Here is a 13700-nt window from a genome sequence, read left to right on the forward strand (position 1 = left end):
TCTTCAAATACTATTCAGGAACCCAAACCAAAGAGGTCCAATTCACATAAGAATTGGACCTCTTGTTTTTGTTGCTGTGTCTCTAGTGTTCTGAACCCGTTAACAAATGGGGAACGAATCAGAATGATACAGCTAGCGCACCCTTCCGTTCGAAGACTTCCTTTTTCGTATGTTTCTCATGGAAACATAAACGATGAATCCCGTTAAATAAAGCCCCGTCAATACTGAGATATACATAATCGGGTTTGTCTTTAAGGCAATTAAAACCACATCAATTGCATATATATCGCTACAATACTGGACATCTTGAGGCGTGAAAATAAATTTTGGCTTGCATTCTGATTGAGGTAAATAAGCAATTTTACTTGCGATGGAGATGGAATACCCGTAGGACAGGAAGAACAGAGGTATACAAATCCACCACAATCCCCACCATTTGTTCACAAAAACTCCCCCTACAACCGTTTTAGAGTATCAAACCTCCTTCGAGTAGCGATAAATGGCGTGCAACTGGTGAATCTTTTCACTTGGGTTTTGAGTTGATGAAAAAGCCAATGATCACAAGAACAAACCCTAAAATGAGCAGATAAAGCTCCGAACCAGCCGTTCTAAAAGCAGGTTCGTGCGGGATATAGAGGGCGACAAGCATGAACGCTATACCGACTATCATCAATTTAATGGAACGCAATGGTACCCCTCCCTTTCCGTAACAACTGTTTTTTGTTTATAGAAAAGCGTTACTCTTTCTCTTGCTTTTGTTCCGTCACATACGTGTAGACCCACTCTACATCGATTGGGTAATTCAGGACTTGATAATACTTCCCTTCATTGTAAAAAAGGATGCGCTTTTCGAAAATGTCGGCGGTTATGGGAACCGCTTTGTCTGTTAAGGTGATCGAAAGAGTGAACCCTTTTTCTTTTGAAACATCACTATCCCACTCATAATCTTTCATTCTCTTGACGCGGTAGCTGCTCAGAAATTCCTGTAACGTTTCTGCATGTGCCGTTTGATCCGTTCTCCATTCAAACTGCTCTGTCGTTTTGTTGACTACCAAAGACTCAAATTTGGATAGATCATAACCGATGACACGGTTTAAGTCCTTTTCTCCATAATCAAGAAAATGCTTAAGAGCAAAAAAGATGATGACAACACTTATGATGAACAACCATTTCTTATTCATGTCCCACCCCCTGTTCTGTTCGTGTGGTCCGAACCGTATATACCCTTATATTTTAACATTAATTCCCAAAAACCTTCGTTAATTTCATGCCGCTTACCTTTTCATTCAAAAACGCACAGATTAAAATGTGCGATTTGGGGTTTCATTTTCTCCGTTTTTTCCTTTTCTTCAGGAATGAAGAACTGTGATCGGTGAGGATGTGAACAACAGAAGCGAGAGAGGTTCCAGAAAAAAACACGAGGATTTCCCTTTTATAAGAGGTTGGAAGCGGGAACCCCAACATCCCCCATAATGGGAATAGCCATAACAATAGATAAAGAAAACGGATCAGGTCCCCCAGGAGAATGCCATGGGTCCAGAAGGAACGATGCGTGAACATGGTTTGATACGGTATCCATATAAAACGAAAAGGACCCCATCGTTTATAGGGACGGCTTCTCACATCAAGGTCTGGAGACAGGTAATAGGTCCCTGCCCCGTACCCGAACATGAAACAGCCTGCGAGGATTGCTCCCTCTGTGCCGTAATGAATGAACAGAGAAAGGAGAAAGGAAAGGGTGATGACAACAAATAGGAACCCCTTGTTTATTCTCTCGTGCTGCCGTCCTGAGGACATGGTTACCGTTCCTTAATCCGACGCATCTTACGCCATTTTTTAACCACGGCGAGGGCTTGATCAAAAGGAACTCCATCTTCTTGCGCCAGCTGCTGCGCAAGGTATACGTCCCCTTTGTGCCTGAAGCGTTGGATTGTATTATCAACGGCCTTCCGCTTTTTATCGAGCAGAAGCTGAAACGAACTGAACTCTTCTTCCGTTGCATCAGCATGAGAGAGAAAACGTTCCAACAAGGAGGGGTCTTCTTTTACCGTCATATACGAATCAAAATCAAGTCGCTGAATCGGAAGGGTGCCAATATTGATCTCTTCTTCTTCGTTTTGTTGGAGCAAAATGTATCCGATCTGCTCGTATGTATACCCATCCACATAGTAGTCGAGAACTTTCTGTTCGAGTTTGGTCAGGATTTCAAACATATCGTCATGCGTTTCTCCAATCGTGACAAGGTCTTCTGTTGATCGGCTTTTGCTTTGCATCATTTGTTCAAATGTGACTTCCGAGTCACTCCCGATAGGAGAATGAAACGAAAGGGAGGTGTTTAACGACTCGTTTTTTCGGTTCGTCGACTTCCCTATGAGCGTGCCGATATGTTTTTCAATCACGAATTTCGAAAAATCTTTAAAGCGCGTCTTTCGTTGAATTTTATAATCATCTTTTGCTTTAAATAAGCCAATGACGCCTTCTTGTATCAAATCATCACTGTCACAGCCTCTAAAATAGAGTCCTTTTCGCTTTAATCGGCGGATGGTTTCTTTAACGTGCTTATCATACCTCTCACAAAGAAGTTCAAGGGCATGCTCATCACCTTGCTGCGCCAATAATACAAGGGCTTCATCTTTGGGCGCTTTTTTGCTCATATTCCTGTCGATCCAGGCTCTTGTTGCTTTAGGAGAAAGCATTTGAACCAGGGGGAAAAGGTCGTCCTCGTGAATGGGAAGTGGTTTCCCCAGGTGACGTTTACGGTACCAGTAGATCGGCGCCGCCCAATTGGTGTGATGAAATAAAGCCAAAAGGGTTTCATCTGACAGGGAAGAAAGATCGGCGAAGAACGTGTCCCCATAAGCACTTTTAGGGTTTCCCTCTTCAGTGCGGGGCGGGTTTTCGTATGGAAAAACGCGAAACGAACGGTAAACGTCCATCCGTTCTTCATCCGTTCCCCCTTTTATAGACTGAATCAAAGTGCCCTCATTGGTGTCAAGGTCATTCATATGAACCCCTCCTTACATTTCTTTCATTATAGAAGGGGCTTTTTGGAAAAAGTAGAGGCTGGTTGAGAATAAAAAAAACGAGAAGCGAAAACATTATGGTGTTTTCGCTTCTCGTTTATAGGATTTCTCGCATTTTTTCTATACAACGTTTCCTCTTATCGTTCCGTTCGATCCAACTCTCGGCATTCTTATACAAGATATCAATACGATCATGGAAAAAAGCTATGATTTCATAAAAAGGACAATACATCAAAAATTCTTCTAATGGGATGGTCACGTAGTTTTCTTGTATGTCAGCTGTTGGACGAAACCTTCGGTATCCTTCTTCATCGTATACTTCATACACAATATTCCCGTTCTCACACAGGAAAACCTCTGGGCTTATCATGGTTTTTCCGTTAGAATCAAATACGTAAATCAACACAGCGTCTTCCCCGTGGACGGTGATGGTTTTTTCTAACGGGAACAAATGTTCGGCGAAACGACGCACGAGTGGCCCTTCCTCCTTCAACAATTGTTGCTCGATCGTTTTCTGTGTTTTTTCAGTGCGATCGCTATCCTCATGAGCCTGGCTTAATTGCGTTAAAAAATTTTGCAAATCCATCGGTCACACCCCCTGATTTATGGGAGTTTATCATAAATTAGAGAGAGGGCAAGGAAAAGCAGATCAAACTTTGTTACCCAATGTGCTTATAATACCAAACATACTGATCGCCTATGTAAGGACGAAGATCGTATTCATTGAAAGCATGTTGATCAAACGCGTCGTCATAGTACGATTCATAAAACTCTTTGAGGTATTTATAAGAGTGGAGGTGAGAGTGTGTAAGGGTATGAAAGTGTTTGAATTGATTGATCGGTACTGGGAATGCATTCACTTCCGTGGCGTGGTTAGGAATTTGGTAGTAGTAGAGTTGAAATGGCTGATTTTCTGGCAGGTGAAGCAAATTTTCCGTAAAAAAAAGTTTCCCTTGTCTCTTATACTCCAATAGTTCTCGCTTCAATTGAAGAAGACGGTTATCATCCCATTCTTTTGAACGAAGAATGCTCATCAACGTAACTTCCATGTCGTAATCCCCCCAATTAGTTCCTGAGGTTATTATACGTGAAAATTGACACCGTTTACAAGAGAAATTTGCCAAAAAAGGAACAATTTGAGAAAAAGTACAAGAAAAAGGCCTATGTCCATAGACCTTTTTAGCATATTTTGTTTAAATTTCTTCTTGAGTACGGTGCTCTTCGCAATACATGATCGCTGGATGTTGAGCGGTAAAGGCCTTGCCACATGCGGAACAGGACCTAGTCATTTCGTTCCACTGGATTTCTCGTTTTTGTGGTTTGAATTCATCAAGAGGATCTTCTTCACTGATAAATACAGTCAATGCTTCTTTGTTCGCAAAAAAGTGCATCGGGTTTGATGGCGTATCAGGTTTGGAACGTTCTTTCTTCATGAATAACCCTCCTATCATACTGACACTTCCCTTATCGTACGGGGGGAATAATTGGAAGTGTCGAACGTTGTCGAGATGATAGTCTTACTATACCACAACTTTTGGAAGTGATGCAAGGGTTAGTTTGTTCTTTTCTGGAAAGAATCTCTTCCCGTCAAACGATCGTGAGCGTCCCGAATATGTTTTTCTATATCACAGGCTATCTCCGTGTTTTCTTTCAACATAATTTTCGCATTTTCGCGCCCATGGCCGAGTCGTTCTCCCCCATAAGAATACCAGGAACCTGCCTTTTCTATAATCGGTTCTCCATTATCATGAACGAGACCGTTCCCCCCAGAGCCAAGATCAATCAGCTCTCCCTCATACGAAATCCCTTTCCCGTACATGATGTCCACTTCCGCTACCTTAAAAGGAGGAGCCACTTTGTTTTTGACAATTTTGATTTTAGCGCGGTTTCCAATCGTTTCGCTTCCATTCTTGATGGCTTCCCCGCGCCTGACTTCAAGCCGTACACTGCTATAAAACTTGAGCGCTCTTCCTCCAGTTGTTACCTCAGGATTCCCAAACATCACACCTATTTTCTCTCGGACCTGATTCACAAAAATAGCGGTCGTTTTCGACTTGCTTATAATCCCTCCTAATTTCCGAAGGGCCTGACTCATGAGGCGGGCTTGAAGGCCGACGTGAGCATCCCCCATTTCCCCCTCGATTTCCGCTCTTGGCACAAGGGCAGCAACGGAATCTATGACAATGATATCAACAGCTCCGCTCCGTACAAGGGCTTCCGCGATTTCAAGAGCTTCTTCTCCAGTACTCGGCTGGGATACAAGAAGGTTGTCTGTATCCACTCCAAGTGCTTTTGCATACACGGGATCCAAACTGTGCTCTGCATCAATGAATGCGGCTGTCCCCCCGTGTTTTTGCGCGGAGGCAATCGCATGAAGGGTCACGGTTGTTTTACCAGAAGATTCTGGACCAAATACTTCGATGATCCTCCCCTTTGGATACCCACCAATTCCTAAGGCGATATCTAAGCTCAGGGACCCTGATCTCAGCGACGATACGTTCATGACCTGCTGGGCTTCTCCGAGCTTCATAACCGATCCTTTCCCAAATTGTTTTTCGATGGCTTTTAACGCCTGCTCTAATGACTGTCTTTTCCCGTCTGTCATGATATTCTACCCCTGCCCTTTAACTTTCTCACAGTGTAGCAAAAGGAGGGGTGCAGGAACAGAGGGGCTATGCTTTTTTATTTGGAACCGTGCTCCCGATCCAGCCTGAGAAAAACCCGATCAGGATCCACAGAACGACCAGGTAGAGATTAGTGGCTATATCCATGTCTCTTGATTGATACAAAAACAAAAGAATCATATAAATGCTCCCTATCCCGATAAAAGCTCCGTTTAATTTAGGGTTGCTCCCTTGCTTCTTGGAAAAGTACCCCGAGAAAAAAGCGACTACCATCATCAGAATAAGCAAAAGAATCGTAAAGGATTGGTAGTGCATGCTGAAATTGTAGTGAATCAGTCCATACAATGCCAGCATATTTAAAAACAAGTTGAGAATGATCCCTCTTGCAATAATGTTCAGGGCTGCAAACATAACGACTCCCTCCTTTTCGTACTGTTACGAAAAACAGAAGGAAACCCTACAAAAAAAACGTCCCATAGGGGGACGTTTTTTCTTTCTGCTCTTATAAAGAATCCTGTCTGTGAGGAACCCTTACTTAACAGAGTCTTTTAGAGCTTTTCCTGGTTTGAAAGCAGGAACTTTAGATGCAGCGATTTCGATTTCTTTGCCCGTTTGCGGGTTACGTCCTTTACGAGCAGAGCGCTCACGAACTTCAAAGTTTCCGAAACCGATTAATTGAACTTTGTCACCGTCTTTAAGGCTATTTGTGATGCTTTCGAATACAGCATCTACGGCAAGACCTGCGTCTTTTTTTGATAATTCTGCTTTTTCTGATACTGCTTGAATTAAATCTGTTTTGTTCATGGGTTATCCCTCCAAATTATAGAAAATCCTATACGTGTAAAGTATAGCACTGAAGAAGCGGATTTCAATAGGTTTCCTCTCTGAAATTCATAAATCTTCTTCGGTTGTATATTTATATATTATAGTGAACAATCCTTTAAATGCAGAAAAAATTTCTAGAGGTGACCATCTTGCAAAAGAAGAAGAGGAAAAAAATAAGGGCAATACAAGTGTACAAAGGCGCATCTATGCTGAAAGCATGGGACACAGAAAAAGAAGAAGAAGGGATGATTCAGGGAGATTTTGAGGATATTTATGTCGGAGACGAACTGTATGTGTTCGGAGACTATACAAGAACCCCTAAGTGGGGAGAAGTATTCTCTGCTCATTATTACCGAGAAATCAACACAGATTTTTGGTATGCCAAATGGCTTAAGCTCTCGTACCATCATGAGGATCAAGAAATCATTGAGTTGTTAACAGACAATAAAGGAAACGACTCCATTGAAAAAAATCTAAAAAAGTTAGTCCGAATCAGGAAACTACTCAATTTCCTTCAGCAACAAGGGGTCCGTCATCAGACACTGGCAGAAATTGAGAAGACGTTTAAACGCGATTGGGACGGATTATACAGGGACGCCTACCAGCTCCTTCAATTCAAAGAACTTACGTTGGAGCAGGTGGAGGGATTGATCACCCATTTGCTTCTGCCTGTTCACCTTCCTTCAAAAGCGTATTATCTGACCATTCATTACTTGAAAAAAGCCAACGGGCAAGGTCATTACTTCTTGCCGCAAAAGGAAATCAAGAAAAAGCTAGAACGAGCGGGCCTCTCCATTGAGCACCTTTCAGCCCGTGATCAAATTGTAAAGCTGGATGACCGTTATTATTTAAAAGAACACTACGAAACAGAAACGACCATAGCCAATAAGATACGAGAACGCATTTCAGCCCATAAGGATGAGGTTCAGGGGGACATTTCGCGTGTTGAAAAGTGGGAACAGGAACAAGGTTTCTCTTTGGCTCCGAATCAAAAGAAAGCGGTCTTGATGGCCCTTTCCCAATCGTTTTGTATTGTAACGGGAGGCCCAGGGGTGGGGAAAACCACCGTGTGTAAATGCATCACGGATTTGTTGGGCTCAGAACACGACATTGTCATGGTTGCTCCGACGGGTCGTGCCGCCAAGAGAGCCAATGAATCGACAGGGCTTCCTGCGGCGACCTGCCACAGCATTTTAGAATACAACGGTTCCATCTTTCACCGAAATGAAGAAAATCCAATTGAGGGTTCCGTTCTCGTAATCGACGAATCATCTATGATTGATGCTCCTTTGCTTCTCGCTCTCTTGAAAGCCACGCCTTCAGATATGAAGATTATTTTCGTCGGAGACGTAGACCAGCTTCCTTCTGTTGGACCTGGTCAAATTCTGAAAGATTTAATTGAATCAGATCAGGTCCCTGTAACAAAGCTGACCGATATCTTCCGTCAGGCAGCAGGGTCTCCTATTATTTCACTTGCTTACAACGTGAATAAAGGAAAGGCACCAGATTTTCTCCCGCACGAACAGCTTCATTACGTGGAAGTAGAAACAGAAGAAGAAGCGTTCGAACGCACGTTAGAAAGAGCCATTGAGCTTTACAAGAAGGAAGATTTATATGATGTCCAGCTTCTTGTCCCTATGTATGGCGGGGATGTTGGAATTGATCGGTTGAATGCCAGACTGCAACGAGCCTTAAATCCTGATGAAAAAGGAGTTCGTGTTGGTTCATTCCTCTTGAAAAAAGGGGATAAAGTCATTCAAACACAAAACGATAAACCTAAAAATGTGTACAACGGTGACATGGGCATCGTCACAAGCTGTCATGAATACGAAATCAGCGTTCTTTTCCAAGGCAAAGAAGAACCTATACGGTACAGTAAAAACGATTTCAGGAAGCTGTATTTAGCCTATGCCGTGACCGTCCACCGATCCCAAGGATCGGAATACAAGTACGTTATTATTCCAACCGTCAATAGTTACAGCAACATGTTGCAAAAAAACCTTCTCTACACCGCCATAACAAGAACAAAAGATACCCTGTGGATGATCTATCAGCGCGACGCGTTAGAATCAGCCGTCCGTCTTGAGAGTGTCCCGCCTCGTTACACATCGCTTAAAGATTTGCTCATAAGCTAAAAAAACTCAAGAGATTTCTCTCTTGAGTTTTTTATATATAAACAGACGATCCGTCGATTAGTTCTCTTGAAAATTCGCTAAGGAATCGGCTTGGCTCTGTTTCCTCTGTCCGTCCCCAAACCGTTCGTTTGGAAACGTGAGATAAGTGAAGCTTTTCCTTCGCTCTTGTTACAGCTACGTAAAACAAACGTCTCTCTTCCTCTAACGGATCTCCCTCTGAAGATTTTAAGTGAGGAAAGATTCCTTCCTCTAAGCCAATGATAAAAACAACGGGAAATTCAAGCCCCTTCGCAGCGTGAATCGTCATAACCTGAATGGCGTTTTCATCGAGCTTTTCTTCGAGTAATTCCCGTCTTCTGAGATGGTGAAGCATCTCTTTCGGATAAAGATGGTTCTCACTGCGTGTCTCCAGTAAAAAAATGAGGTTCAGGCACTCACATACATAAACATAGGATTCCTCTCCTCCCTCATCCATTCCGTCAAAGAGCTCCTGAAGGTAGCCTGTATCAAGAAGCACTTCCCCCATGATGACAGTCAGAGGAACTTTTCCGATACGGCTCTGTTTGGATAAGAAAATGTCTCCCCAACTTTTCAACACCCGTTCTTCCGCATTCTCAAGGTCCAGAACGTCATACCACGGTTTTTCCTGTTGTAAGGAACGAATGTAGATCGTCTCTAAGGTTTCGTTTCGAATGAAGCGGTTGGGTTTGTTGCACATTTTACAAACGCTCCCCCATTGATCAGGGTTTTGGAGCAGTTTTAAATACGAATGAAAATCTTTAAATTCATTTCGTTCCAAAAGAGGGACGGCATTAGCGAGCCGAAATGGAAGGCTCATTTTCATAAAAGCAGTGGTAACGGCCTCAGCTTGCTGATTGGTCCTGAATAAAATAGCAAAATCTCGGTACGACCGCCCTTTTTCAAGTTCTCTCTGGATTTCATGCACGATAAAACGGGCCTCATCCCGTTCATTGTGGGCATGATAATATCCTAATAAATCTCCGCCCTCTTTGCTTGTAAACAAACGTTTGGGACGTTGGGAGGTATTAAGGGAAATGACTTCATTGGCCGCTTTTAAGATAGCAGGAGCGCATCGGTAGTTTTCTTCTAATTTAACCACTTTCGCTTCTGGAAAATCATCATCAAAGTGCAGGATGTTCCGAATATCACTTCCCCTGAATGCGTAAATCGATTGAGCATCATCACCGACGACCACGAGGTTGTTTTGCGGCAAGGCCAATAATTTCGTGAGCGTGTACTGCACCTGATTCGTGTCCTGGTATTCATCAATCATGACGTAGAGAAACCGTTCCTGCCACTTTCTCAGGGTTTCAGGATTCTCAAGCAATGCACGAAGTGTGTGCATAAGCAAATCATCAAAATCAACAGCATCCCTTCGCTCCAATTCTTCCTGATATGCTTTATAGACATCTGCTATAAGGATTCTCTTTTCTGGGGGGATTTTTTGATGGATGATCTCACGGGTTTTGGGCCAGTTAATATAGGCGTTTGAAGGCTCGAAATTTTGGAAAGTTTCAAGGTCTACCATCTCGTTCTTTAAGAGGGATACGTAATACCCCATCCCGCTCGGAGTAACCGACTTTGGATCGTGCCCGAGAGATTCGATCGTGGCTTTCATGACTTTTCTGGCGTCCTGGGTCTCAAGCACATTAAATTGGTCGGTAAAAGGAGGCAACAAAGAAATATCTTCCCTCAGGATACGTGTACATAATGCGTGGAACGTCATCACCCACAGCTTTTCGCTTGCTTCTTCTCCAACGGTTGCCGTGACCCTTTCCCTCATTTCTTCTGCTGCTTTTTGCGTAAACGTTACAGCTAAAATGGTGGAGGGGTCAATTCCCTGTTGAAGCAAGTGTTCCATGCGGTGGGTTAACGTTTTGGTTTTCCCGCTTCCTGCTCCTGCTAAAATCAGCATAGGGCCGTCTTTATGAGCCACTGCTTCTTTTTGGCGATCATTTAACATAAGAGCTCCTCCTTACTCTTTTATTTTATTATTAGTTTTGCAAAATAAGACATTTTATATACCCTGAACAATATAAAAAAGGGTAAAATAATAAAGATAAAGGAGGTGTTCGCGTGAAAAACGTGACTCAGACGTTAATGGGCCTTTTACAGGATCGGGAAACGAAAGAGCATGTTACACGCATAGAAGCTCACATCAAATGTCTTCTTGCCTGCCATAATAAACGTTTCCAATTGGTTGTGTCCAAACGAGAAATGGAGTTGATTTCAACGGCATCCGCGTTACATGATATCGGAAAACTCGCTGTTCCTCTTTCCTTGTTCTCCAAAAAAGGACCTCTTACAGAGATGGAACGCATCATTATGAAAACGCACCCCATGACAGGATTGTATATACTTGATCAGTTGAAAGAAGCTGGATGGATGAGGTTGCGTCCGCAGGAAGAACGAATTGTTAAAAACATCGTTCTCTATCACCATGAGAAATGGGACGGTTCTGGATATCCGAATGGTCTGGCGGGCGAAGAAATTCCGTTTGAAGCAAGGGTGGTATCGATTATGGACGTGTATGATGCGCTTTTGTCCGAAAGATCTTATAAACGTCCATGGCCAAAGAAGGAAGCTATTTCCTATATTCAGTCGGAGAAAGGGAAGTCGTTTGACCCAGATCTTGTCGATACGTTTTCGGCTCTATTTGAAGAAAACGTCGCCGCATGAAAAAGCCTGTTTCCTCAGGTTTTTTTCAGGAAACAAGCTCATGGTGCTTCCGACAACGGGGCTCATACGTGACGCCTTCTTTTACAATAACAATCGGATCATAGATGGCAGCTGGGCGTCCATATACAAGTCGCTGGCTTTTAGAAGCTGGATCCCCGCATCGTGCACAGGTTGCGTTTAATTTAATCATGACATCAGATTGGGCCATAAGGTCAGGCATAATGCCAAATGAGCGCCCTGTAAAATCCTGATCAAGGCCTGCCAAAAGAACGTGCACCCCCTGATTAGCGAGTGTTTCCACGACTCGAACGAAATCCCAGCCAAAGAATTGCACTTCATCAATGGCAACACAATCTGGTTCTTCTCCTTCCACTATTTCCATTAATTCATCAGGCCCGTCAACCGCAAGTCCCTTGATCCTTCTGCCGTCGTGAGAGACGATGTCATTCTTATCATAGCGATCATCCTGAACAGGTTTAAATTGAAGGATGTGTTTGCCTTCGCCCTTTAATTCATGCACACGTTCAATGAATCGTTCCGTTTTCCCAGAATACATACACCCTGTTATCAATTCAATCATGAGAACACCTCCTCTTTTCTTTTTATCGTTCTCTCCAGCAGGAGAAAAGCCTTTTGTCTGAAAAAAAAAGAAGGGGAGGTGGACAATTTGGAACAGTTTCTAGGAGTGGCAGGGATGTTGTTTGCAGGAGGGTTTTTGCTATTGGCTCCCTTTTTTGCAGGAATCCTTTTGGTGCATAAGGATAAAAAGAGCGGGGATTTTACACGGTCTGTCTGCTATGGAACGGGATTGGTTTTGCTTCTTGCCCTCATTTCGGCTCTTAACTACGGGATCGCAGGCGTCTCGTCTCTTGCTTTTTGGGCGGCAGGGAATCTTATCAATATGGGTGTGAGTCAGATTTTATCAAAGAACTTGACCATTCATTTCTCCCATAAAACGAACTGAAAAAGATCCGAGAGCCCAATGGGTTCTCGGATCTTATAGATAGGCAATATCTGCACCAAGGTGCTGAAGTTTTTCGATGAAGGCTTCATATCCTCTGTAAAGGTGGCGCAGGCCTGATACATGGGTAACACCGCTTGAACAGAGTCCCGCCATAATCATAGATGCCGTTCCCCTTAAGTCGTATCCTTCCACGCGACATCCTGACAGGTGGCTTGGTTCAATGTAAGCCGTCCTTCCTTCCACTTTCGCTTCTCCGTTAAGGCGAAGAAGCTCGTCAATGTAACGGAATCGATGGTCAAATACATCTTCCGTTAAATGAGACGCACTTTTGGCCTGTGTCATCAGTACGCCGATTTGCGGTTGCAGGTCTGTCGGAAATCCAGGATACACGGCTGTTTTAACCGTGGTTCCTATAAAGTCCCCTCTGTAATACACACGAATCCAGTCGTCCCCCGTGTCTACCCCTCCTCCCATTGTACGAAGTTTCTCAAGGAGACTTGATAAGGATTTCGGATTCACACCAGCAAGGGTAACATCCCCCTTCGTCGCAAGAGCCGCACAACAGTATGTTCCTGCTTCGATGCGGTCGGGTTGTACCTGATACGTCGTTCCGTGAAGGGTTTTGACCCCTTCTATCACAAGATCGCCGTGATCTTCTTCAAAAGAAATTTTCGCACCGCCAGATTGAAGAAAGTGAATCAAGTCCATGACTTCTGGTTCTTTTGCGTAGTTGCGAAGCACCACTCGTTCTGTTCCGAAAACGGCAGCCATGATCAGATTTTCTGTTGCACCAACTGAAGGCATATCGAGCGTGAATTCTCCCTTAAGATCCTGCGCTCGGATGTGAACAAGTCCGCTCTCTACTCCGTCAACCAAAGCCCCGAGCTTCTTGAATCCGCTAAAATGGATATCAAGAGGGCGAACCCCGATCTTACAGCCACCTGGCATACCTACCTGACATTCTTTGTATCGACCCAGTAATGGACCTAATAACAATGAACTGGCTCGTAAACGGTTCGTATATTCTTCTGGTACTTCTTTGTTTTGGATCCCTTTACAATCGAGACGCACACACCCTTTTTCAAATGTATAACGCGCGCCGAGGTATTCTAATATCGATAACATCGCGCGAATGTCCACTAAATCAGGCACGTTGTGAAGAACAACTTCCCCTTCAAACAACGCGGTTGAAGCTAAAATAGGAAGAGAAGCGTTTTTAGACCCCTGTATACTAATCTTCCCCTTTAACGGAACGCCTCCGTTAATAATGACTTGTTCTGACCTCATATATGTATGGTGCGTCCTTCTTGAGAAAGCACCTTCCCCCCTCTTGTTTATTGGCTTATCATTATCCTCATTCACAATAAGCGCAGTAATTCCTTATAAGTTCCTCCACATTATAAGAGGGTTCTCAAAAAAAGGAAACCAC

General features: G+C 43.5%; 16 protein-coding genes. 3 read left to right on the plus strand and 13 right to left on the minus strand.

Translation table 11 applies throughout. The features are described 5' to 3' along the window. Positions 1–132: 132 nt before the first annotated feature. The 10 genes from IMZ31_RS20295 to IMZ31_RS20340 all read right to left on the minus strand — a co-directional run bounded on the left by IMZ31_RS20295 (position 133) and on the right by IMZ31_RS20340 (position 6451). Complete coding sequence (locus IMZ31_RS20295) at positions 133–444, minus strand: DUF4306 domain-containing protein (RefSeq protein ID WP_207531352.1); 312 nt, start codon at positions 442–444, stop codon at positions 133–135. Between the two features lie 293 nt (positions 445–737). Next, a complete protein-coding gene (locus IMZ31_RS20300; protein ID WP_207531353.1) occupies positions 738–1181 on the minus strand; it encodes a hypothetical protein in 444 nt (147 codons plus the stop codon). A 142-nt stretch (positions 1182–1323) separates the two neighbouring features. Continuing rightward, a complete protein-coding gene (locus IMZ31_RS24795; RefSeq protein ID WP_207531354.1) occupies positions 1324–1797 on the minus strand; it encodes a metal-binding protein in 474 nt (157 codons plus the stop codon). A gap of 2 nt (positions 1798–1799) precedes the next feature. Continuing rightward, positions 1800–3005, minus strand: coding sequence for a sigma factor (locus IMZ31_RS20310; RefSeq protein ID WP_207531355.1), 1206 nt, complete (start codon positions 3003–3005; stop codon positions 1800–1802). A 115-nt stretch (positions 3006–3120) separates the two neighbouring features. Next, on the minus strand, positions 3121–3609 hold the full coding sequence (locus IMZ31_RS20315) for a hypothetical protein (RefSeq protein WP_207531356.1): 489 nt from the start codon (positions 3607–3609) through the stop codon (positions 3121–3123). A gap of 73 nt (positions 3610–3682) precedes the next feature. Further along, positions 3683–4072: a hypothetical protein gene (locus IMZ31_RS20320; protein WP_207531357.1), complete on the minus strand. Its 390-nt coding sequence runs from the start codon at positions 4070–4072 to the stop codon at positions 3683–3685. Between the two features lie 144 nt (positions 4073–4216). Beyond that, positions 4217–4456, minus strand: a complete 240-nt coding sequence (locus IMZ31_RS20325; protein ID WP_207531358.1) for a hypothetical protein — start codon at positions 4454–4456, stop codon at positions 4217–4219. Between the two features lie 119 nt (positions 4457–4575). Continuing rightward, positions 4576–5628 (minus strand): recombinase RecA, encoded by a 1053-nt coding sequence (gene recA / locus IMZ31_RS20330; protein WP_207531359.1) that lies wholly within the window; start codon positions 5626–5628, stop codon positions 4576–4578. A gap of 67 nt (positions 5629–5695) precedes the next feature. Next, the gene (locus IMZ31_RS20335) at positions 5696–6058 is read right to left on the minus strand and encodes a DUF3792 family protein (RefSeq protein WP_207531360.1); all 363 of its coding nucleotides are present in this window, start codon (positions 6056–6058) and stop codon (positions 5696–5698) included. A 120-nt stretch (positions 6059–6178) separates the two neighbouring features. Further along, positions 6179–6451, minus strand: coding sequence for an HU family DNA-binding protein (locus IMZ31_RS20340; protein ID WP_207531361.1), 273 nt, complete (start codon positions 6449–6451; stop codon positions 6179–6181). A gap of 170 nt (positions 6452–6621) precedes the next feature. Between IMZ31_RS20340 and IMZ31_RS20345 the strand changes: the two genes are divergently transcribed. Continuing rightward, positions 6622–8607, plus strand: coding sequence for an SF1B family DNA helicase RecD2 (locus tag IMZ31_RS20345; protein WP_207531362.1), 1986 nt, complete (start codon positions 6622–6624; stop codon positions 8605–8607). Positions 8608–8638: 31 nt separating this feature from the next. Here IMZ31_RS20345 and IMZ31_RS20350 read toward each other — a convergent pair whose 3' ends face one another. Then, the gene (locus IMZ31_RS20350) at positions 8639–10591 is read right to left on the minus strand and encodes an ATP-dependent helicase (RefSeq protein ID WP_207531363.1); all 1953 of its coding nucleotides are present in this window, start codon (positions 10589–10591) and stop codon (positions 8639–8641) included. A 113-nt stretch (positions 10592–10704) separates the two neighbouring features. Here IMZ31_RS20350 and IMZ31_RS20355 point away from each other — a divergent pair, with 113 nt between their 5' ends. Further along, on the plus strand, positions 10705–11307 hold the full coding sequence (locus IMZ31_RS20355) for an HD-GYP domain-containing protein (protein WP_207531364.1): 603 nt from the start codon (positions 10705–10707) through the stop codon (positions 11305–11307). 25 nt (positions 11308–11332) lie between these two features. Here IMZ31_RS20355 and IMZ31_RS20360 read toward each other — a convergent pair whose 3' ends face one another. After that, positions 11333–11887 carry a thymidine kinase gene (locus tag IMZ31_RS20360; protein ID WP_207531365.1) on the minus strand — a complete coding sequence of 185 codons (555 nt, stop codon included), beginning with the start codon at positions 11885–11887 and terminating at the stop codon, positions 11333–11335. Between the two features lie 87 nt (positions 11888–11974). On the opposite strand from IMZ31_RS20360, the gene IMZ31_RS20365 reads away from it, so the two are divergent. Further along, the gene (locus IMZ31_RS20365) at positions 11975–12271 is read left to right on the plus strand and encodes a hypothetical protein (protein ID WP_207531366.1); all 297 of its coding nucleotides are present in this window, start codon (positions 11975–11977) and stop codon (positions 12269–12271) included. Positions 12272–12304: 33 nt separating this feature from the next. Here IMZ31_RS20365 and murA read toward each other — a convergent pair whose 3' ends face one another. Then, positions 12305–13558 (minus strand): UDP-N-acetylglucosamine 1-carboxyvinyltransferase, encoded by a 1254-nt coding sequence (gene murA, locus IMZ31_RS20370; RefSeq protein ID WP_207531367.1) that lies wholly within the window; start codon positions 13556–13558, stop codon positions 12305–12307. Positions 13559–13700: the final 142 nt, after the last annotated feature.

Source organism: Pontibacillus sp. ALD_SL1 (genome assembly GCF_017355605.1).

Coding starts and splice junctions, on each gene's coding strand:
- IMZ31_RS20300 (WP_207531353.1), bottom strand. CDS start 1,181: ATGAATAAGAAATGGTTGTTCATCATAAGTGTTGTCATCATCTTTTTT.
- IMZ31_RS24795 (WP_207531354.1), bottom strand. CDS start 1,797: ATGTCCTCAGGACGGCAGCACGAGAGAATAAACAAGGGGTTCCTATTT.
- IMZ31_RS20310 (WP_207531355.1), bottom strand. CDS start 3,005: ATGAATGACCTTGACACCAATGAGGGCACTTTGATTCAGTCTATAAAA.
- IMZ31_RS20315 (WP_207531356.1), bottom strand. CDS start 3,609: ATGGATTTGCAAAATTTTTTAACGCAATTAAGCCAGGCTCATGAGGAT.
- IMZ31_RS20320 (WP_207531357.1), bottom strand. CDS start 4,072: ATGGAAGTTACGTTGATGAGCATTCTTCGTTCAAAAGAATGGGATGAT.
- IMZ31_RS20325 (WP_207531358.1), bottom strand. CDS start 4,456: ATGAAGAAAGAACGTTCCAAACCTGATACGCCATCAAACCCGATGCAC.
- recA (WP_207531359.1), bottom strand. CDS start 5,628: ATGACAGACGGGAAAAGACAGTCATTAGAGCAGGCGTTAAAAGCCATC.
- IMZ31_RS20335 (WP_207531360.1), bottom strand. CDS start 6,058: ATGTTTGCAGCCCTGAACATTATTGCAAGAGGGATCATTCTCAACTTG.
- IMZ31_RS20340 (WP_207531361.1), bottom strand. CDS start 6,451: ATGAACAAAACAGATTTAATTCAAGCAGTATCAGAAAAAGCAGAATTA.
- IMZ31_RS20350 (WP_207531363.1), bottom strand. CDS start 10,591: ATGTTAAATGATCGCCAAAAAGAAGCAGTGGCTCATAAAGACGGCCCT.
- IMZ31_RS20360 (WP_207531365.1), bottom strand. CDS start 11,887: ATGATTGAATTGATAACAGGGTGTATGTATTCTGGGAAAACGGAACGA.
- murA (WP_207531367.1), bottom strand. CDS start 13,558: ATGAGGTCAGAACAAGTCATTATTAACGGAGGCGTTCCGTTAAAGGGG.